At 65.0% G+C, this 18,724-nt stretch carries 22 protein-coding genes and 1 tRNA gene; 10 read left to right on the top strand and 13 right to left on the bottom strand.

Annotated features, from left to right (window positions below; genetic code table 11):
- Nucleotides 1-51 precede the first annotated feature (51 nt).
- The gene (locus MHZ91_RS13420; protein ID WP_239214040.1) at nt 52-450 is read right to left on the bottom strand and encodes a hypothetical protein; all 399 of its coding nucleotides are present in this window, start codon (nt 448-450) and stop codon (nt 52-54) included.
- A gap of 123 nt (nt 451-573) precedes the next feature.
- Between MHZ91_RS13420 and MHZ91_RS13415 the strand changes: the two genes are divergently transcribed.
- On the top strand, nt 574-873 hold the full coding sequence (locus MHZ91_RS13415; protein WP_175123415.1) for a DUF2513 domain-containing protein: 300 nt from the start codon (nt 574-576) through the stop codon (nt 871-873).
- A 25-nt stretch (nt 874-898) separates the two neighbouring features.
- Here MHZ91_RS13415 and MHZ91_RS13410 read toward each other — a convergent pair whose 3' ends face one another.
- The 3 genes from MHZ91_RS13410 to MHZ91_RS13400 form a co-directional block, all read right to left on the bottom strand.
- Nucleotides 899-1,204, bottom strand: coding sequence for a hypothetical protein (locus MHZ91_RS13410; RefSeq protein WP_239214039.1), 306 nt, complete (start codon nt 1,202-1,204; stop codon nt 899-901).
- A gap of 95 nt (nt 1,205-1,299) precedes the next feature.
- On the bottom strand, nt 1,300-1,686 hold the full coding sequence (locus tag MHZ91_RS13405; protein ID WP_239214038.1) for a RidA family protein: 387 nt from the start codon (nt 1,684-1,686) through the stop codon (nt 1,300-1,302).
- Nucleotides 1,687-1,711: 25 nt separating this feature from the next.
- On the bottom strand, nt 1,712-2,869 hold the full coding sequence (locus tag MHZ91_RS13400) for a DSD1 family PLP-dependent enzyme (protein ID WP_239214037.1): 1,158 nt from the start codon (nt 2,867-2,869) through the stop codon (nt 1,712-1,714).
- A 121-nt stretch (nt 2,870-2,990) separates the two neighbouring features.
- Here MHZ91_RS13400 and MHZ91_RS13395 point away from each other — a divergent pair, with 121 nt between their 5' ends.
- Nucleotides 2,991-3,905 (top strand): LysR family transcriptional regulator, encoded by a 915-nt coding sequence (locus MHZ91_RS13395; protein ID WP_239214035.1) that lies wholly within the window; start codon nt 2,991-2,993, stop codon nt 3,903-3,905.
- A 33-nt stretch (nt 3,906-3,938) separates the two neighbouring features.
- Here the strand turns inward: MHZ91_RS13395 and MHZ91_RS13390 are convergent, their stop codons facing one another.
- Nucleotides 3,939-4,337: a RidA family protein gene (locus MHZ91_RS13390; RefSeq protein WP_175138357.1), complete on the bottom strand. Its 399-nt coding sequence runs from the start codon at nt 4,335-4,337 to the stop codon at nt 3,939-3,941.
- Nucleotides 4,338-4,490: 153 nt separating this feature from the next.
- Here MHZ91_RS13390 and MHZ91_RS13385 point away from each other — a divergent pair, with 153 nt between their 5' ends.
- A complete protein-coding gene (locus MHZ91_RS13385; RefSeq protein ID WP_175123421.1) occupies nt 4,491-4,799 on the top strand; it encodes a hypothetical protein in 309 nt (102 codons plus the stop codon).
- Nucleotides 4,800-4,809: 10 nt separating this feature from the next.
- Here MHZ91_RS13385 and MHZ91_RS13380 read toward each other — a convergent pair whose 3' ends face one another.
- Together MHZ91_RS13380 and MHZ91_RS13375 are read right to left on the bottom strand one after the other, a co-directional pair.
- Nucleotides 4,810-5,067 (bottom strand): hypothetical protein, encoded by a 258-nt coding sequence (locus tag MHZ91_RS13380; protein WP_175123422.1) that lies wholly within the window; start codon nt 5,065-5,067, stop codon nt 4,810-4,812.
- 195 nt (nt 5,068-5,262) lie between these two features.
- Nucleotides 5,263-6,912: an intermembrane transport protein PqiB gene (locus tag MHZ91_RS13375; protein WP_239214032.1), complete on the bottom strand. Its 1,650-nt coding sequence runs from the start codon at nt 6,910-6,912 to the stop codon at nt 5,263-5,265.
- 161 nt (nt 6,913-7,073) lie between these two features.
- Between MHZ91_RS13375 and MHZ91_RS13370 the strand changes: the two genes are divergently transcribed.
- Nucleotides 7,074-7,559 carry a GNAT family N-acetyltransferase gene (locus MHZ91_RS13370; RefSeq protein WP_175123424.1) on the top strand — a complete coding sequence of 162 codons (486 nt, stop codon included), beginning with the start codon at nt 7,074-7,076 and terminating at the stop codon, nt 7,557-7,559.
- Between the two features lie 14 nt (nt 7,560-7,573).
- Here MHZ91_RS13370 and MHZ91_RS13365 read toward each other — a convergent pair whose 3' ends face one another.
- The 3 genes from MHZ91_RS13365 to aqpZ all read right to left on the bottom strand — a co-directional run bounded on the left by MHZ91_RS13365 (nt 7,574) and on the right by aqpZ (nt 9,658).
- Nucleotides 7,574-7,882 (bottom strand): DUF3892 domain-containing protein, encoded by a 309-nt coding sequence (locus MHZ91_RS13365; RefSeq protein WP_175123425.1) that lies wholly within the window; start codon nt 7,880-7,882, stop codon nt 7,574-7,576.
- Nucleotides 7,883-7,950: 68 nt separating this feature from the next.
- Nucleotides 7,951-8,808 (bottom strand): 3-deoxy-8-phosphooctulonate synthase, encoded by an 858-nt coding sequence (kdsA, locus tag MHZ91_RS13360; RefSeq protein WP_239214029.1) that lies wholly within the window; start codon nt 8,806-8,808, stop codon nt 7,951-7,953.
- 136 nt (nt 8,809-8,944) lie between these two features.
- On the bottom strand, nt 8,945-9,658 hold the full coding sequence (gene aqpZ / locus MHZ91_RS13355; protein ID WP_175123427.1) for an aquaporin Z: 714 nt from the start codon (nt 9,656-9,658) through the stop codon (nt 8,945-8,947).
- 262 nt (nt 9,659-9,920) lie between these two features.
- Here aqpZ and MHZ91_RS13350 point away from each other — a divergent pair, with 262 nt between their 5' ends.
- Entirely contained in the window at nt 9,921-10,460 is a 540-nt protein-coding gene (locus tag MHZ91_RS13350; protein WP_239214027.1) for a hypothetical protein, read from the top strand.
- A gap of 20 nt (nt 10,461-10,480) precedes the next feature.
- Here MHZ91_RS13350 and MHZ91_RS13345 read toward each other — a convergent pair whose 3' ends face one another.
- Both MHZ91_RS13345 and MHZ91_RS13340 read right to left on the bottom strand, forming a co-directional pair.
- Nucleotides 10,481-11,701 carry a diguanylate phosphodiesterase gene (locus MHZ91_RS13345; protein ID WP_255809574.1) on the bottom strand — a complete coding sequence of 407 codons (1,221 nt, stop codon included), beginning with the start codon at nt 11,699-11,701 and terminating at the stop codon, nt 10,481-10,483.
- 377 nt (nt 11,702-12,078) lie between these two features.
- Nucleotides 12,079-12,165 (bottom strand) — tRNA-Leu (locus MHZ91_RS13340).
- A 47-nt stretch (nt 12,166-12,212) separates the two neighbouring features.
- Here MHZ91_RS13340 and dapC point away from each other — a divergent pair.
- From dapC to MHZ91_RS13315, 5 genes are all read left to right on the top strand, one after another.
- Nucleotides 12,213-13,409: a succinyldiaminopimelate transaminase gene (gene dapC, locus MHZ91_RS13335; RefSeq protein ID WP_239214025.1), complete on the top strand. Its 1,197-nt coding sequence runs from the start codon at nt 12,213-12,215 to the stop codon at nt 13,407-13,409.
- A 24-nt stretch (nt 13,410-13,433) separates the two neighbouring features.
- Complete coding sequence (gene dapD, locus MHZ91_RS13330) at nt 13,434-14,255, top strand: 2,3,4,5-tetrahydropyridine-2,6-dicarboxylate N-succinyltransferase (protein ID WP_175123430.1); 822 nt, start codon at nt 13,434-13,436, stop codon at nt 14,253-14,255.
- Nucleotides 14,255-15,394, top strand: coding sequence for a succinyl-diaminopimelate desuccinylase (gene dapE, locus MHZ91_RS13325; RefSeq protein WP_175123431.1), 1,140 nt, complete (start codon nt 14,255-14,257; stop codon nt 15,392-15,394). The genes dapD and dapE overlap by 1 nt, the downstream gene beginning before the upstream one ends.
- A 95-nt stretch (nt 15,395-15,489) precedes the next feature.
- Nucleotides 15,490-16,395 carry a 50S ribosomal protein L3 N(5)-glutamine methyltransferase gene (gene prmB / locus MHZ91_RS13320; protein WP_175123432.1) on the top strand — a complete coding sequence of 302 codons (906 nt, stop codon included), beginning with the start codon at nt 15,490-15,492 and terminating at the stop codon, nt 16,393-16,395.
- On the top strand, nt 16,392-18,326 hold the full coding sequence (locus MHZ91_RS13315; protein ID WP_239214024.1) for an ABC-F family ATP-binding cassette domain-containing protein: 1,935 nt from the start codon (nt 16,392-16,394) through the stop codon (nt 18,324-18,326). The genes prmB and MHZ91_RS13315 overlap by 4 nt, the downstream gene beginning before the upstream one ends.
- 92 nt (nt 18,327-18,418) lie before the next feature.
- Here the strand turns inward: MHZ91_RS13315 and MHZ91_RS13310 are convergent, their stop codons facing one another.
- Nucleotides 18,419-18,724, bottom strand: coding sequence for a chorismate mutase (locus MHZ91_RS13310; protein ID WP_175123434.1), 306 nt, complete (start codon nt 18,722-18,724; stop codon nt 18,419-18,421).

Genomic DNA, 18,724 nt, shown 5'->3' with positions numbered 1-18,724 from the left:
GCACCATGCAGGTGCTCACGCACGCCCAGGCGCGACTATAACAGCCTTAGGCTAACGTTTCTTGGACAGGGGGCCCAGAGACTGGCGGGCGGCCCCGGACGTGGCCGCCACGCTACGGCAGCGCACCCCGGCTTCGGCCAACACACGGGCCAGCGGCTTTTGTGCAGCCAGGAAGGCGGTCTTCTCGTCACCGGACAGCTTGCACAGGAAGAGCTGGGCCTGGAGCTGGGTGCGCCGGGCCTTGCGGTTGTCGGCCTCTTTGGCGAGCCATTCGCCCACCCAGGCGGCGGCGGCCTCGGCGTCGCCCTGCTGCTTGACGTGGCCGAGCAGGTCGTAGACGGTCACGCCGTCGATGCGCTCATCCTCGCCGCGCGAGAGGAACAGCTTGGCGGACTGGCCCGTGTAGCCGGGGACGACCGCCAGGCAATCCCGTTCTGCGGGTTTTTTCATGGTGTTTTCGAATGTGGTTTAGCAAGAACCCCGGACTGTAACGCAGGCGCGCGCGCAGTCCTATTGCTGCAGCCGAAGTCTGCTATCGTCGGCGTGTTCTTTTACCCCTACATGGTGAACAACATGCAACGCGATTTCGACTTGGTCGTCACGATTCTGGGCGCCCTGCGCGACGCCCCCGGCCCCAACCTCAGCACGCACGACATCAAGAACGCCGCGCTGGCGCCGCATCCCGAAGAGCAAGGCCTGCAGGTCATCGCGCATCACCTGGACCTGCTGGAAGACGCTGGCCTGGTCAAGCAGGTCAGCGAGACTTCGGCGAACGCCGGTGCGACGCGCTGGCGGATTACCTGGAAGGGTTACGACGCCCTCGAGCAGGATGAGGACGACGAAGAGGATGAGGACTTCGACCCGGAAGAATGAAAGGCCCGGCCCGCCGCTCAGCGCGTCATTGGCGCAACGATTGAGGCAATTGCTGTTGTTGACGGTGTAGCCGGATACGCCGCGTCAGCAGCGCCGCCGCGGCGCCGATCACCAGACTGAACATGAAGGCGGCGATGGACAGCATCGCCGCCAGTTCATCGAACCCGCCCTGGCGCGCCAGCAGCAGCACCACCGCGAAGATTGCCGCCGCCCACCCCAGCAAGCCGATCACCAGTTGCTTGACGGACTGCAGGCGGCCGCACAAGGCGCCGCCGGCAAGCGCGGCGGCCACCATGGCAGCCATGGACCAGAACAGATACTCGTAGTGCATGTGGACGGTCTCCGCCAAGGGCATTGAGGCGCTCGCATTATAGGCGTCGCCTGTGTAGCAGCCCCTCGCGTCCGCCCTCGCCCCGCAGAACTCGGTCAGCCCACCGCCACGACACTGATTTCCACCAGCGCGCCGTAATGGAGTTCGCGCGTGGGCACGATGGCGCGCGCGGGGCGGTGGCTGCCAAAGCACGCTTCGTACACCGCGTTGACCTCATCCCACAGACTGACGTCCGGGATGTAAACGGTGACGTTGACCACGGACGATAACGACGAGCCTGCGGCGTCAAGAATGGCCCACACGCTGCGCAGCGCTTCCCTGGTCTGGCCGGCCGCGTCCGCCGCCAGCACGGGGCGCACGCCGGGTCCGGCCGGCGGCAAAAAACCCAGCTGCCCCGATACGAATACGAAGCCGTTGGCGCGAACCGCCTGGGAATAATGCCCGGCCGGCGGCGTGGCGTCGGGCGTTTGAATGAAGTCCATGCCGAAATCCTTTTTGATGCGCGGCTCACCAGCCACGGAAGCGTTCCCAGCGTGCCACCACGCCCGGCTCACCGGGGCGCACCACCTCGTAGGCGTCGTGCTGCGCGCACGTCGCGCAGGCGTGATTCGGGACAATGCGCAGTTTGGCGCCGATGGGCAGGTCCGGCAGGACCGCGTTGCTGCCAGGGCGCACCTTGATGATCCCCTGCTCCTGGTTGGTTTCGGCCAGCAGCACGTCCGGATAGACCTTGCCGTCCACATCGCACACCAGCCCGTACAACTGATCCACCGGCTGCTTGGCGGTGCCACGATCCCGCGACATGGCCATCCATCCCGCGTCGACCAGAATCCAGCCCTTCTCGGGCTGATGGCCGATGACGGTGGTCAGCACCGTCGCAGCAATGTCGTCCACGCTGCACACGCCCAACCCGGCCATGACCAAATCGAAGAAGACGTACACGCCGGCGCGGACTTCCGTCACGCCATCCAGATTGCGCGCAAAGTGCGCGGTGGGCGTGGAGCCGACGCTGACGACCGGGCACGGCAGGCCCGCGCCGCGGATCGCCTCTGCGCAGCTCACGGCGGCCCAGCGTTCCTGTTCGGCCATGTCCGCAATCGCCTCGACGCTGCGGCAGCCATAGGATTCGCCCGCGTGCGTCATGACGCCGCGCAGGCACGCCCCGTCTTCGTGCAACACGCGCGCGATTGCCAGCAGTTGGTCCGTGTCCTTGGGCTGCACGCCAGCCCGGTGGCCGTCGCAATCGATCTCGATGAGCGCCGGGATCCGATCGCCGGCAGCCTTGGCACGCGCCGACACCGCGCGCGCGGCCTCGATGCTGTCGACGACAACGGTCAGGTCGACGCCGCGCTGTCGCAAAGCCAGCACGCGGTCGAGCTTCGACGGCGACACGCCCACCGCATACAGCAGATCCGTGACGCCAGCGGCGGCGAACTGTTCGGCCTCCTGCAAGGTCGAGACGGCGGCTGGCCCTTGCGGCGTCGTCATCAGCCGGCGGGCGACCTCGATGGACTTGGGCGTTTTCAGATGGGGCCGCAAACGGACGCCGTGGCCGGCCATCAGGGCGTTCAGCCGCGCGATATTGCGCATCATGCGCGTTTCATCGAGCAGCAGACAGGGCGTTTCCAGGGCATCCAGCGTGGATACGACGGTTTCCAGGGTCATGGCAATCTCTTTGCGAGTGAGCGGCAGGCAGGACGGGCCTGCGGGAATCAGCACGCAGTATGGCGCGGAAGGCGCTTACCTTGTTTAATGGCAACTTAATATCCCATTAAGCCGTAACTGAATGATTGCCACTGACGACCTGCGCTTTTTCCTGAGCCTTTCGACCGCCGGCTCGCTTGCGCAAGCAGCGCGCGCGCTGGACGTCACGCCACCCGCGATCACGCAGCGCCTGAACGCGCTGGAAAAGCGGCTGGGCGTACGGCTGGTCAATCGGTCGGCCCGAGGCATCGCGCTGACCGAAGAAGGCCGTCTGTTGGCCATGCGGGCCGCGCAGATCTGCAATGACCTGACCTTGCTGGCCGACGAACTTGCGGGACGCCGCGGCGTCGTGGCGGGACACCTGCGGGTGGTTGCACCGCTGGGCTTCGGGCAACGTTACATCGCCGGATTGGTCGCGAATTTTCGGTCGCGCAGCGAAGACGTCACGGCCAGTTTGACATTGTCGGACGGCCCTCCCCGGCTGGCGTCGGACAACTGGGACGTGATGGTTCATATCGGGGAATTGCGCGACTCCACGCTGGTCGCCTACCCGCTGGCGCCCAACCGGCGCATCCTGTGCGCATCGCCCGCCTACCTGGCGCGCCGTGGCTCGCCGACCACGCCGGAGGACCTGCGCAACCACGACTGCATCGCCTTGCGCGAAAACGACGAGGACGTGACGCTGTGGCGGTTCAGGCGTGCCCGCGGCGCGGGGGTCGCCGTGCGCATCGCGCCCGTCATGTCGTGCAATGCCGGCGCGACGGCGTTGGATTGGGCGCGGGCCGGACACGGCATCATTGCGCGGTCGGAATGGGACGTGACCGCGCACCTGCGCACGGGTGAACTCGTGCCGTTGCTGGCGGGCTGGAATCTGCCCGACGCGAATGTCGTGGCGTTGGTGAAGTCCCGGCAGGAGTTGTCCGCGCGCACGGCGGGATTTCTGGCGTCCCTGCGCGCAGCTTTTGCCCAGCCGCCATGGCGCGAGGCGTCAGCCTAGCAGGCGCGCAGATGGAAAGCCCCAACCCGCTGCTCAGTCGAGCATCGCTTCCGCTTCGATCTCGATCAACCATTCCGGCAGCGACAGCCCGCTGACGATGATCCAGGAAGACGCCGGCGGATCGACCTTGAAGCGGTCCCGCAACGCCTGCGCCACGACTTCCTGTTCGGTGCTCACCGAATCGCAGATGTAGATGCGCAGCATGATGACCTGCGACAGGTTGCCGCCGGCCGCCGCCAGGACGCGCTCGATGTTGTCCAGCGCGGCCTCGGTTTGCACCTGAAGCCCCGGACCGACCGTCTTCTCGTTGGCGTCCACGCCGACCTGGCCGGACAGCAGCATACGGCGCTGCCCGGTCACGATAACCGCCTGGCTGAATCCATACTGCACAGAATTGAATACCGTATCGGGATTGACGACGATTCGGGACATGCGGATCTCCTCAAGACGGCGCTGGGCGGCCGGCCATTCTATCAACCGGTCATACGTCAGGACTCGGCCCTGCGCTGAATCGACCAAACGCGGTATGGATGCGCGGCACGGCGTTTGCTACGCTGGCTCATCTGTTCAGCCAGGGTGGTGGCCATGAGCGAGAAGATTCGAGTGCTGTGCATTCAACCCGCTTCTGCATCCGCGCGTTTCGCGTTCTTGTTGATCGCGCTGAAGTGGTCGATGGGCGCAACCCCCCGGCCGTCGCGGCTGCAGATCGGGCCGCATGACCTGGCGCCAGAAGGCTCGGAAGGCGCGTTCTGGCAGTTTGCGCTTCGTCACGCTTTTTCAAGTCAATCCATTCTGGTCACCCGAGGCGACCACTGGGATGTGGCGGCATCGGTGGACGGCGACGAGGTCCGCGCGTTTGGCAGGACCTTTGCCTTGAGGCAGTGCCTTTTTTGAAGCGCGCCCCTCAGGCGTCTGCAGGCGCCTTGCGGTGATAGGCAGCCAGTTCCTCGGCCGTCCAGCGCTGGCGCGCCTCGTCCTGACAGCAGGTCCGATACACCAGCGCGCCCACGTCCAGAAAGCGCTTCACATCGGCTTCCGTGAGCTTTCCCTGCACCTGCATAAGGCAGTCCGCAAGGGTTGAAAGCACGCCGTCCCACCCGTCGAATCTGCCCGGCGACACCGGCAACGTAATCATGCGCGCCATCATTTCACTATGGTCCATGCTGAGTCTCCGCTCTGATGGGGAGCCGCTCGGTCCGCAACCCACCGGCGCCCCGGCGTCATACAGCAAGTGGCGTTCCCGATGGAAACCGGTGTCAGACACCAAAGGTGGCCGCCGGCACTTTGATGCGGCAGGTGGTCCGGGGTATCGGACACCTGCGGGTTAGGAAACTCGATGCAAGGCTGCTTACGCCCATTACCGGGCCGTCGACCGACCCGTCACCGGATCCGGCGCGCGCCCTCGCAGCAGGGACCCCGGGTGAGCCTGCAGGTAGTCTGCCAACTCCCGTAGCGACCTCGCCGTGCGCGCCAGTTCCTGCAGCAATGCGCTCGTGTTGACGGGCAGGCCGGCATCGGGGCTGAGCAGCCCACCGACGGCGGCGAGCGACCGGCTTGCCTGACGCAACGTCGCGGTCGCCTCGGGCGCAAGCTGTGTGTCCAGCCGCTTCACCAGCTTGGATGTGCCCTGCAGCAGGTTATTGAGTTCAGCGCCCAGACCTTCAAAGGGAATCCTGTCCAGCTTGGTCAGGATGCTGTTGATCTGCAGCTGCAACTGGTCCAGATTGTTCGGCACCGTGGGAATGAAAGGCGCCTCCTCCATCTTGAACGTCACGGGCTCGGCGTCCGGGAAGACCGCAAAGGCGACATACAACTGGCCTGTCAGGAGATTGCCGATGCGCAATTGCGCCCGTAATCCCTGGTCGATCAAGGCCGCCATCAGCTTGCCGCTGGGATGCGTGACCGTAGAGCCCGAAAACTCCTTGATCTCTTCAAACGTTTTGGCGCCCAGCCGTTCCGGATAGAGGGTGGCATCCACCAGGGCATAGAACTGCTGCGTGGTGCGATCGAGTTCCAGTCCGATGGCATCCACCTGTCCGACCGACGCGCCAAACGCGTCGATGGGCGCGCCCACGGACAGTCCGCGCACCGATTGGTCGAACCGCATGCGGATGCGCAGCGGCGTGCCGTCCGGCTGCGCGCGCGCCGCAGTCTCCGAGGGATAGATGACGAACGCGGCGTCCGGCTTGGCTGCGGTGTGTAAACGGGTCTCAACCGAGTCGAAGGCGACGCCGCCCACGATCACCGACACCAACGACTGAGACCGCACTTGCAGCCCGCCTGCGTCCACCGAGAAGTCCACCCCGCTGGCGTTCCAGAAACGCGTGCCTTCGTTGACGAAGGCGTCGTTGGGCGCATCGACAAACACCTGGATATCGACGCCCTGGCCGGTGGCATCCAGGCGATAGCTCACCACCTGCCCTACCGCGATGCGCCGGAAATAGACAGGCGATCCGATGTCCAGCGAACCGAGGTCGTGGCCCTTGAGGGTGAAGCGCTTGCCCGGCCTGTCCTGCGTCACCTCGGGCGGGACTTCCAGACCGACGAAAGCGAACTTGGTCGCCTTGCGCGGATCGCTGTCGCCATTACGGCCGGCGGGATCCAGGCCAATGTAGGCGCCGGACAGCAACGTGTTCAGGCCTGAAACGCCACTGAGCGTCAGGCGCGGCCGCACCACCCAGAACACGGTGCCCTCCTGCAGGAGCCCGGCCGCGTCCTTGTTGAGCTGCACCGTCGCAATCACGCCGGTCCGGTCCTCGTTGAGCGCCACGCGCTGGACGGTGCCGACGTTGACTTCCTTGTAGCGCACCTGTGTCTTGCCGGCCTCCAGCCCTTCCGCCGTCTGGAAGCTGATCGTGGCCTCGGGCCCTGCGTCCATCCAGACCTTCAGCACCAGCAGCAGGCCACCCAGCGCCGCAACAATAGGCACCAGCCAGATCCAGGAAAACCGCCGTCTGCGGCCGGCGGGCGGCGGCTTGTGTGCGACAGCAGGAGCAGTCTCGGGCATTGAAGGCATCCTTCGTGAGCACGCGTCTGGACTCTGGGTGCAATCCCGATAAAGCGTCGCGCCGGGCGGTCCGCCGCGCAACAAGGGTATTCCCCACGTTCCGGCCTGCCCGCTGCGCCAATAGCGAGTAGGATAGCCATCCCAACAAACAGGAAAGATCCGTGAATATCGAAATTCGTCCTGCCGCACCGTCGGACGCGGCCCAGATCCATGCCTTCATTACCGAACTGGCCGTCTATGAACGCGCTGCGCACGAGGTGATCGCCAGCGCCGACGACGTCGAACGCACCTTGTTTGCCGAAGGCGCCCCCGCCCGGGCGTTGATGTGCCTGCTGGACGGCAAGGCCATAGGCTACGCCGTCTATTTCTACAGCTACTCCACCTGGCTCGGAAAAAACGGCATCTATCTCGAGGACCTGTACGTCACGCCCGAGCACCGTGGAATCGGCGCGGGACGCGACCTGCTGCGCCATCTGGCACGCGAGGCCGTGGCGAACGGCTGCGGACGGCTCGAGTGGAGTGTGCTGGACTGGAATCAGCCCGCCATCGACTTCTATCAATCCATCGGCGCGCTGCCGCAGGATGAGTGGGTGCGCTATCGGATGGCCGGCGACGCGTTGGTCAACTTTGCCGAGGGCCGCCGCTAGGGCAGCCGCACCGGTTAGAACTCCGGCAGGTCGAACAGCGTGTGCAAGGTGGAACTGGGCACCGGCACCGATGCAAGGTGTTCACGCCCGCCGGCGTCCACCAGCACACGCACCGCGCGCGAAGCGACGGTGAGGCCGTCGACACTGATCGCGGTCTCGACCTCGGCGCCTTCCTTGATGAGTTCAATGACTTCGGCGGCTGCGGCCGTCGTGGGCTCCGAGATCCAGCCGGGAACGCCGCGCACGGCCTGCCCCCAGCGCACGTAGGCGATATGGCCACTTCCGGCCTCTTTGCGCACGGCGACGATCACATACAAAGACATCCAGGCCTCCCTAACGTTTGGCCTGGATCGTATAACAGCTTGGCGGCCGTGTGATGACCGCGCGCGCGTCAGGGTTCGATGTCGATCGGCGCAAAGGACTTCACCAGGTCGTCGAGCTGCTTGAGTTGCGTCAGGAAGGGCTCGAGCTTGTCCAGCGGCAACGCGCTGGGGCCATCGCATTTCGCGTTCTTGGGATCGGGGTGGGCTTCCAGGAAAAGGCCCGCCAGCCCGACCGCCATGCCGGCGCGCGCCAGGTCTGCGACCTGTTCACGACGACCGCCGGATGCCGCGTCCAGCGACGAACGCTGCTGCAGCGCGTGGGTGACGTCGAAGATCAGCGGGCGGTTGCTGGACACCTTTTTCATGACGCCGAAACCCAGCATGTCGACGACCAGATTGTCGTAGCCAAAGCTGGTGCCGCGATCACACAGAATCAGCTTGTCGTTGCCGGCCTCGGTGAACTTCTCGACGATGTTCAGCATCTGCGCGGGGCTGAGGAACTGCGGCTTCTTGATGTTGACCACGCGCTGCGTCTTGGCAAGCGCGACGACCAGATCGGTCTGGCGCGCCAGAAAGGCCGGCAGTTGCAGGATATCGGCAACTTCGGCCACCGGCGCCGCCTGCCACGGTTCGTGGACGTCGGTGATGACCGGCACACCGAATTCCTTTTTCACGGCTTCGAAGATCTTCATGCCTTCTTCGAGGCCTGGGCCGCGGTACGAATGGATGGACGAGCGATTGGCCTTGTCGAACGACGCCTTGAATACGTAGGGAATGCCCAGTTTGCGGGTGACGCGTTGGTATTCCTCGCACGCGCGCAGCGCCAGATCCTTGGATTCCAGCACATTAATGCCGCCGAACAGCACGAAGGGCCGGTCGTTCGCGCAGGCGATCGAGGGGGAGATAACGACTTCTGGGGCGGTCATGATGGGCGATCCTGTAAAGGTGAAGCAGGTGATAGTGCGTAATGTACAACCTGCTTCCTCGCGCCATCATCTGACCGGCCCCATTTTCAGCTCACAGGGGCTCTGAAGTGATCCCTCGCGCCGCGTTTCCGCCCTGTCAGGCGCGTTCGATCGCCGGGTCGCTGACCAGCCGGTAGGCCACCGCGCCGATGACCGCGCCGACGATAGGCGCCAGCCAGAACAGCCACAACTGTTCCAACGCCCAGCCACCCACGAACAGCGCCGGTCCGGTCGAGCGTGCCGGGTTCACCGACGTGTTGGTGACCGGGATGCTGATGAGGTGAATAAGGGTCAGCGCAAAGCCGATGGGAATGGCCGCAAAGCCGGCCGGCGCCCGCCTGCTGGTGGCGCCGAGAATCACGAAGATAAAGCCGGCCGTCAGCACCACTTCGGTCACCATCGCGGCCAGCAGCGTGTACTTGCCCGGTGAATAGGCGCCATAGCCATTGGCGGCGAAGTGGCTGGCCCTCAGGTCGAAACCCAGCTTGCCGTTGGCGATGCAGGCCAGGACTGCCGCAGCGGCGATGGCGCCCAGGACCTGAACGATGACGTACGGCAGGATTTCTCGGGCGGGGAAGCGTCCGCCGGCCACCAGGCCGACTGTGACAGCAGGATTGAAGTGCCCGCCAGATATGTGGCCCACAGCGAAGACCATCGTCAGGACGGTCAGGCCGAACGCCAGCGCAACGCCCGCGAATCCGATGCCCAGTTGGGGAAAACCGGCGGCAAGCACCGCCGCGCCGCAACCGCCCAGCACCAGCCAGAAGGTGCCGAAGAACTCTGCGCCGCAACGCTTGGGTAGTGAATACATGTCCATCCCTCAGTAACGAAAGCCCTAAGGTATCGGCAAGCGCGCGAGGCAATATTCAAGAATCGAAAATCTTGACGATTCTTGTACGCCGGCACGTCAGGCGTGACGCTGCTCGACAACATAGCCGGGGCGCACGCCGCTTGGGATCGTTCGGATGGCGGATGGGACTGCATTCGCTGGCTGAGTTGGCGAGCGCGATTTCGTTGGCGGAAACAAACAGCGGATGCTAATTTCAGCGGGACGCCTTCGCCGGAGGATCACCGTGAAACTGCTGCTCGCCTTTGTTCCCTTCATCACCTTTGCGCTGTTGGAGCACCGGGTCGGCACCCACGCCGCGCTCGTGGCCGCCACGGCCGTTTCCGCCCTGCTGGTCATCCGGGACCGGTTCGTTCTTCACGTTTCGCCCAAGACACTCGAGGTCGGATCGCTGATCCTGTTCGGGGCGCTTGCCTTCGCGACCCGCTTCCCGGCGTTCAGTCCGTCGCTGTTGAGCGTTCGGCTGCTGGTGGACGCGGGGCTGCTGGCCATCGTGCTGGGTTCGATCTTTGCCGGCCGCCCCTTCACGCTTCAGTACGCGATGGAACGGGTGACGCCCGAAGTGGCCGCCCGCCCGGCGTTCCGGCGCACCGCGGAACGGATCGCGTGGGCTTGGGCAGGCGCGTTCGTCGTCATCGTGCTGGCGGATCTGGCGATGATGTACGTGCCGGCTTTCACCACCACCGTGGGCACGGTGGTCATCCTGGCGGCGCTTGGCGCAGCGGCCCGGTTCACGGCGTGGTTGCCCAAAGCGGGCAGGCGGTAAAGTGCGCTGTCTGAGCCGAATCAGTCCAGCCGGACGCGTTCAGGCCACTGCACTTCAGGAACGGCATTGAGCGCTGGTTTGGCAAACAGATAGCCCTGGAACCGTTCGATTCCAGCAGCCTGCAACCAGCACCACTCCTCGATCCGCTCCACGCCTTCGGCGACGGGCGTGATGCCCATTGCGCTGCACGTGCGGGCAATGCCGCAGACGATTGCCTGGCGCGGTCCGTCCTGATGAATGTTCTGAATGAGCTGCCGGTCGATCTTGAGCTTGTCCGGCTGAAACTCGGCCAGCAGCGACAGGCCCGCATAGCCAGCCCCGAAATCATCGATCGCAACGCCGATGCCGGCGCGGCGCAGCCGTTCGATCGCATCCCTGAAGGCGCGCGGCCGCTCGATCGCTTCCTGTTCGGTGATTTCGACGATCACATGCTGTGGCAACAGCGCGCACGCCGCAATCTGATCCACCAGGCGGTCGACCGCGGCCGGATCTTCAATCAACGACATGGGCAACAGATTGACCGACAGCTTTACATCGGTCAGGCCCAGCCGCCGCGCCAGCTCGAATGCCGAGGCCTTGGATTCCAGATCCACGCGATAACGGTCCGCGGGATCCAGGCTGGCGAACAACTGTTCCGGCGATCCGCCCGATTGACCGCGGATCAGGAATTCAAGGGAGGTGATCTCGCGCCGCAGGGGATCGACGATGGGTTGCAACGCAAAGGGATACGGCCGCGCAGGCGCTGCGGGATCTTCCTGCGCCAACCGAACGCCGCTGGCCGCAAACCGCCAGTTGGCCGCGTCGTCGCCTTCGACGATGTGGTCCGTGCCATGCGCATCGGCATACCAGCCAAGAATCTTTACCACGCGGTCGTCACCGCCCGGCCACCGCGTCGGCTTTTTCATCTTGGCCAGAATGCGCGCAGAAACCTGTTGGGGATCGAGCGCTCGCAGGTCAAGCAGCGCCATCGCATCCCCCCCAAACCGGCGGGTAGGCCCGTGATCCTGCATGAGCAGCACGACGTTCTTGTGGGCATCGTCGCGCCGGATGGCATCGAATATCAGGTTGACCGCCTCGTCGGGGCCTTCCAACAACTGGACGAAATGAACGCCGTCAAAGAGCAATATGCCGGTCACCTGCAGGGCGGCGTTGCGAGCTCGGGCGGGCGTCAGCAGGTCGGTCAGATCCTGCGCGTTCATCGAAGTGACAGCACGGCTGCGGTATATCAGTGTCGATAGCATGGCGTGCTCTATGCAAACGGGTCGGACGGGGAAAGGCTCGCGGCAAGGCTAATGTTCAAGCGAGCAGGCGTGATCTGTGGGGAATCTGTTCGATCGGGCCGTCACTGCGGCACGTCGATGGATCGGCGGTCAACGCGGCGCATGAATCGCTGCCGACGGACTGCGTGGATGGGGCCACGACTTAATAGCGCCACTGGGCGCCACCCTCGCCTGGGAATTCCAGAGTGGGTCTGGACGAATCGGCCTGAAAAGCTCAGGGAAACCGGCGGGTAACCGGACACTTTCCACGAACTGAAGCGGGTTTGGCCTGACCGGCCCAATGATTTTGAAAATGACAGGTTAAAAACCTAAATCATTGAAATCATGGGGGGATTTGGTGGTGCGAAGGAGGGGACTCGAACCCCTACACCTGTTACGGCGTCAGGACCTAAACCTGGTGCGTCTACCAATTTCGCCACCTTCGCAATAGGCCAAGCCCGCTATTGTAGCTTGCTTGTTAAAATCTTGCGTCATGAATCCGCGCCTCGATGCCCTACACCCCTACCCGTTCGAAAAACTGCGGGCTTTGCTAGCCTCAGCCAGCTCGCAACCGGACGGTATTGCGCCCATCAACCTGTCGATCGGCGAGCCCAAACACGCCGCGCCGGAGCGCGTCGCCCAAGCCATCCGCGACAGCATGGCCGGGCTGTCGGTCTACCCCTCCACGAAGGGCGATCCCGCATTGCGCCGGGCGATTTCCGAATGGCTGGCGCGCCGCTACAGCATCCCGACGCCCGATGCCGACACGCAGGTGCTGCCGGCACTCGGATCGCGCGAGGCGCTGTTTGCATTCACCCAGACCGTGATCGATCCGTCGGCGGGTTCGGTGGTGATCTGCCCCAATCCGTTCTATCAGATCTACGAAGGCGCCACGCTGCTGGCGGGCGCCACGCCCTACTTCGTCAACGCCGATCCGGTGCGCAATTTCGGCAGCGACTGGAACCAGGTGCCGGACGACGTCTGGAAGAAGACGCGCCTGGTGTTCGTGTGTTCGCCGGGCAATCCCGCGGGCAACGTGATGTCGCTGGAAGAATGGAAAACCCTGTTCGAATTGTCCGACCGCTACGGCTTCGTGATTGCGTCGGACGAGTGTTATTCCGAGATCTACCTGGACGAAGGCGATCCCCCGCTGGGCGGTTTGCAGGCGGCGCGCCGTCTGGGCCGGGACGACTACCGCAATCTGGTGGCGTTTTCCAGCCTGTCCAAGCGCTCCAACGTGCCGGGCCTGCGCTCCGGGTTCGTGGCCGGCGATGCCGCGCTGATCGGCCGTTTTCTGCTGTATCGCACGTATCATGGCAGTGCGATGAGCCCGATCGTGTCCGCGGCCAGTATTGCCGCGTGGACGGACGAGACCCACGTGAAGGAAAACCGGCGCCAGTACCGCGAAAAATTCGATGCGGTCGTGCCCATCCTGCAGAAGGTGCTGGATGTGTCACGGCCGCAAGCTTCGTTTTATCTGTGGGCGGCAACGCCCGGTTCGGATACGGCGTTCGTGCGCGACCTCTATGGCCGCACCGGTGTTACCGTGCTGCCGGGCAGTTTCCTGGCACGCGAGGCCCATGGCTTCAATCCGGGCCAGGGACGCATCCGCATCGCCCTGGTGGCGCCTTTGGCCGACTGCGTGCAGGCGGCCGAGCGCATCGCCCATTTTGTACATACCTCTGTTTGACCAACCTTTAAAAGCTGAGCCGATATGACTCTCGACCTGCAGACCACCATTGAACAAGCCTGGGAAAACCGGACCAACCTGTCGCCCGTCGACGCCAGCGCCGAAGTGCGCGAAGCCGTCGAGCACACCATCGACGGTCTGGATCTGGGCCGCCTGCGTGTGGCCGAGAAGATCAATGACGACTGGGTCGTGCACCAGTGGATCAAGAAGGCCGTGCTGCTGTCGTTCCGTCTGAACGAGAACGCCATCATGGGCCAGGCGCCCCTGCAGTTCTACGACAAGGTGCCGCTCAAGTTTTCGGAATTCGGCGACAACGCGTTCAAGCAAGGCGGCTACCGCGTGGTGCCGCCGGCCGTCGCCCGCCGCGGCTCGTTCATTGGTCGCAACGTGGTGCTGATGCCCTCGTATGTGAACATCGGCGCATACGTTGACGAAGGCACCATGGTCGACACGTGGGCCACCGTCGGTTCGTGCGCCCAGATCGGCAAGAACGTCCACCTGTCGGGCGGCGTCGGCATCGGCGGCGTGCTCGAGCCCCTGCAGGCCAACCCCACCATCATCGAAGACAACTGCTTCATCGGCGCGCGCTCCGAAGTCGTGGAAGGCGTCGTGGTCGAAGAGAACTCGGTGCTGGCCATGGGCGTGTTCCTGTCGCAAAGCACCAAGATCTACGACCGCGCCACCGGCAAGATCACGTACGGCCGCGTGCCGTCCGGCTCGGTCGTGGTGCCCGGTTCGCTGCCGTCGGCTGACGGTTCGCACAGCCTGGCCTGCGCCGTGATCGTCAAGCGTGTCGATGCGCAGACCCGCGCCAAGACCAGCATCAACGATCTGCTGAGGGCTTGATGAGCAATTCGGCCGTACTGGATCTGGTCAAGGACCTGATCGCCCGTCCCTCGGTGACGCCCGCGGACGAAGACTGCCAGGCGGCGCTTGCCGCCCGACTCGAACGCATCGGCTTCACCTGCGAGACCATCGCGCAGGGCGGCGTGACCAATCTGTGGGCCCGGCGCGGCAGCGCCGCCCCGCTGACGGTCTTTGCCGGCCACACCGACGTGGTGCCCCCGGGCCCGCGCGAAAAGTGGAACAGCGATCCCTTCGTTCCCACCGAACGCGACGGCTGGCTGTATGGCCGCGGCGCGGCCGACATGAAAAGCTCGATCGCCGCCTTTGTGGTGGCGGCCGAGGAGTTCGTGGCGGCCCATCCGGACCATGGCGGTTCGATCGCGCTGCTGATCACCTCCGACGAGGAAGGCCCGTCCATCGATGGCACCGCCATCGTCTGCGACGCTTTGAAAGCGCGCGGCGAGCAGCTGGATTACTGCATCGTCGGCGAGCCCACGTCGGGCGACGTGCTGGGCGACACCTGCAAGAACGGCCGCCGCGGCTCGTTGTCGGGCAAGCTCACGGTCAAGGGCATCCAGGGCCACGTGGCCTACCCGCATCTGGCGCGCAACCCCGTGCACCAGCTTGCGCCCGCGCTGGCCGACATCGTGAACATCGAATGGGACCAGGGCAATGAGTATTTCCCGCCCACGACGTTCCAGGTGTCGAACCTGAACTCCGGTACGGGCGCCACGAACGTGGTGCCGGGCGAGGCAGTGGCGTTGTTCAACTTCCGCTTCTCGACCGCCAGCACGCCGGAAAGCCTGAAGCAGCGGGTTCATGCCGTGCTGGACAAGCATGGCCTGGAATACGACCTGGAGTGGGAACTGGGCGGCGAGCCGTTCCTGACCCCGCGCGGATCGTTGACGGATGCACTGGTCAAGGCGATCCATGCCGAAACCGGCGTGACCGCCGAGCTGTCGACCACGGGCGGCACGTCGGATGGCCGCTTCATCGCCAAGATCTGCCCGCAGGTCATCGAGTTCGGTCCCGGCAACGCCACGATCCACAAGGTGAACGAGCGCATCGAGGTCGCCTCGCTGGAACCGCTCAAGAACATCTATCGGCGCACGCTGGAAAACCTGCTGTTGCCCGCATGATGCACGCGCCGGCGGGATGCAAGTCCCGCCGCGCGATTTTTTTAGCCCCCCTCCCGGGGGCGTTTTTCCGTTTTCCCCCTGGGGCGGTGAATTGAATGCCTGATACGAACGCAACCTCCCGCGAAGAACTGCAGACCGTGCGCGACCTGATCCGCTACGGCGTGTCGCGCCTGAATGGCGCCCAGGTCTCGCTGGGACACGGCAGCGACAATGCCTGGGACGAGGCGGTCTACCTGACACTGCACGCGCTGCACCTGCCGCTGGACACGCTGGATCCGTTCCTGGATGCCCGGGTGGTGCGCGAAGAGCGCGAGCGCGTCCTCGACCTGCTGGACCGCCGCGTGACCGAACGCGTACCCGCCGCCTACCTGACCAACGAAGCCTGGCTTCGCGGTCATCGGTTCTACGTCGACAAGCGGGTCATCGTGCCGCGCTCGCCGATCGCCGAGCTGCTGGACCAGGGGCTGTCGCCGTGGGTGCAGGATGCGCTGGCGGTGGAGAACGTGCTGGACATGTGCACCGGCTCGGGCTGCCTGGCGATCCTGTCGGCGCTGGCCTTTCCCTACGCGCACGTGGACGCCGTGGATGTTTCCGCCGACGCGCTGGAAGTCGCCCGCCGCAACGTCGACGACTACGGGCTTTCCGATCGCCTGGACCTGCACGCCAGCAATCTCTTCGACAACCTGCCCGCGCGCGAATACGACGTGATCGTCTGCAATCCGCCCTACGTGAACAGCGGTTCGATGCGCGCCCTGCCCCAGGAGTATCTGCACGAACCGCAACTGGCGCTGGCCGGCGGCGACGACGGCATGGACCTCGTTCGCCGCATCCTGGACGCCGCGCCACGCTACCTGTCGGAAAACGGCGTGCTTGTGCTGGAAATCGGCCACGAGCGCGATTTCTTCGAGGCCGCCTTCCCGCAGCTTTCGCCCGTCTGGCTGGACACCGAGGAAGCCTCGGACCAGCTCCTGCTGCTTACCCGCGAGCAACTGAGCCTGTGATACGCGCCTCTGGATTGACCCTGCGCCGCGGCACGAAAGTGCTGCTGGACGGCGCCGAATTCGTTGTAAACCCCGGTGAACGGGTCGGCATCGTAGGCAAGAACGGCGCGGGCAAGTCCTCGCTGTTCGCGCTGCTGACCGGCGCGCTGGACCTGGACGCCGGCACCTTGTCGCTGCCCGCCGGCTGGCGCATCGCCAGCGTGGAGCAGGAACTTCACGCCGACGACCGCCCTGCCCGCGAGTTCGTCATCGACGGCGACACGCACCTGCGCGCGTTGCAGGCGCAGCGCGCGACGCTGTCCGACGACCAGGGCACGCAGATCGCGGAAGTGGAAGCCGCGCTGGTGGAAGCCGGCGCCTGGAGCGCCGCCTCGCGCGCCGAGCAACTGCTGGCCGGCTTGGGCTTCAAGCCTGCCGAATGGACGCAGCCCGTCGAGAGCTTTTCCGGCGGCTGGCGCATGCGTCTAGCGCTGGCCCGCGCGCTGATGGCTCCGTCCGAATTGCTGCTGCTGGACGAGCCCACCAACCATTTGGACCTGGACGCCATGTTGTGGCTGGAGAAGTGGCTCGGCGCCTACGAAGGCACCGTCATGCTGATCTCCCATGACACCGAATTCCTGGATGCCGTCGCGCGGTCCATTCTGCATTTCGACCATGCCAAGCTGACGCGGTATCGCGGCGGTTATGGCGACTTCCTGACGCAACGCGCCGAGCGCCTGCGTCAATCCAACATTGCCTATGAGCGCCAGACGCGCGAGACGGCCCGGCTGCAAGGCTTCATCGACCGCTTCAAGGCCAAGGCCTCCAAGGCCAAGCAGGCGCAGAGCCGCGTGAAGGCGCTGGCGCGCATGCAGGTGCTGGCGCCGCTGCAGGCCGAAGCGGGCATCGACATCCGCATTCCGTCACCCGAACAGGTGCCCGATCCGCTGATGACGCTGGAACACCTGTCCGCGGGCTACACGGACGCCGAAGGCAACGCGGTGCCCATCCTGCGCGACGTGACACTGATGGTGCGCGCCGGCAGCCGCGTGGGCGTGTTGGGCGCCAACGGGGCCGGCAAGAGCACGCTGATCAAGACCCTGGCCGAAGAGATCCCCGTGCAGGCGGGCGAGCGCCGCGCCTCGCGCGGCCTGGCCATCGGGTATTTCCACCAGCACCAGCTGGACATGCTGGACGTGGACAGCACGCCGATCGCGCACCTGGCCCGCCTGGCGCCAGAGGCGCGCGAGCAGGAGCTGCGCAATTACCTTGGGGGGTTCGGGTTTTCGGGCGACACGGTCACCAGCAAGGTCGGCCCGATGTCGGGCGGCGAAAAGGCGCGGCTGGCGCTGTCGCTGATCGTCTGGCAAAAGCCCAACCTGCTGCTGCTGGACGAACCCAGCAACCACTTGGACGTGGAGACGCGCGAGGCCCTGGCCACCGCGCTGGCGGACTTCGGCGGCAGCATGCTGCTGGTGTCGCACGACCGGCACCTCTTGCGGACTACGGTGGACAGCTTCTGGATCGTGGCGGACGGTGCGGTGCGCGAGTTCGACGGCGACCTTGAGGACTACCGCGACTGGCTGGCCGCGCGCAACGCGGACGAGCGGGCCGAGGCGCGTGAAAACGCTGAAAGCAGCGGCGAGCCTGTCGTGGATCGCAAGGCGCAACGCCGCGCCGAGGCCGAACAGCGGCAACGCCTGTCTGCACTGCGCAAGCCGCTGGAGTCCAAGCTGGCCAAGGTCGAAACCGAGATGGAAAAGCTGCGCGGCAAATTGGCCGCCCTGGATGCGGTGATCGCCGATCCGGACCTGTATTCCGACGCGCGTCGCGCTGAACGCCAGAAGGTCATGGCGGAACATGGCGAACACGGCAAGCGGATGGGGGAACTGGAAGAACAGTGGCTTGAGCTGCAGGGCTCGCTGGAAGAGATAGACCAGAGCGAAGCCTGATCCAAATGAAATCGGCCCCAATCCGGGGCCGATTTCTTTGGGCTTGAGCGTGCCGCGCGCTTGCGTGGGAAGCGCTGGGCGCGCGCCTGCCGTTACGAGTACGGACGCTCGCGCAGGCGGGTATGGTTGTCGATTACCGTGTCGATGACTTCGCGCAGGATGGTTTCAGCCAGATCGGGCGGAACGCCCGCTTCCAGCGCCAAACGGCGGATGCGCTCGACCTGCTGGGCTTCGCGCTTGGGATCGACCAGGTCCATGCCGTGGTTGGTCTTGAGTTCGCCGATCATGTCGGTGCAACGGAATCGCACGCCAAGCAGCAACATGATCTGCTGATCGATCTCGTCGACTTCGGCGCGCAGGGCCGCCAGCTCGGCTTTGGGGGAATCGTTGGTAGCCAT

The sequence above is a fragment of the Achromobacter sp. ACRQX genome, from assembly GCF_022346505.1.
Taxonomy (GTDB): Bacteria; Pseudomonadota; Gammaproteobacteria; order Burkholderiales; family Burkholderiaceae_B; genus Achromobacter; species Achromobacter animicus.
The sequence above is the reverse complement of the archived record's forward strand: the minus strand, read 5'-3'. Positions and strand labels throughout refer to the sequence as shown.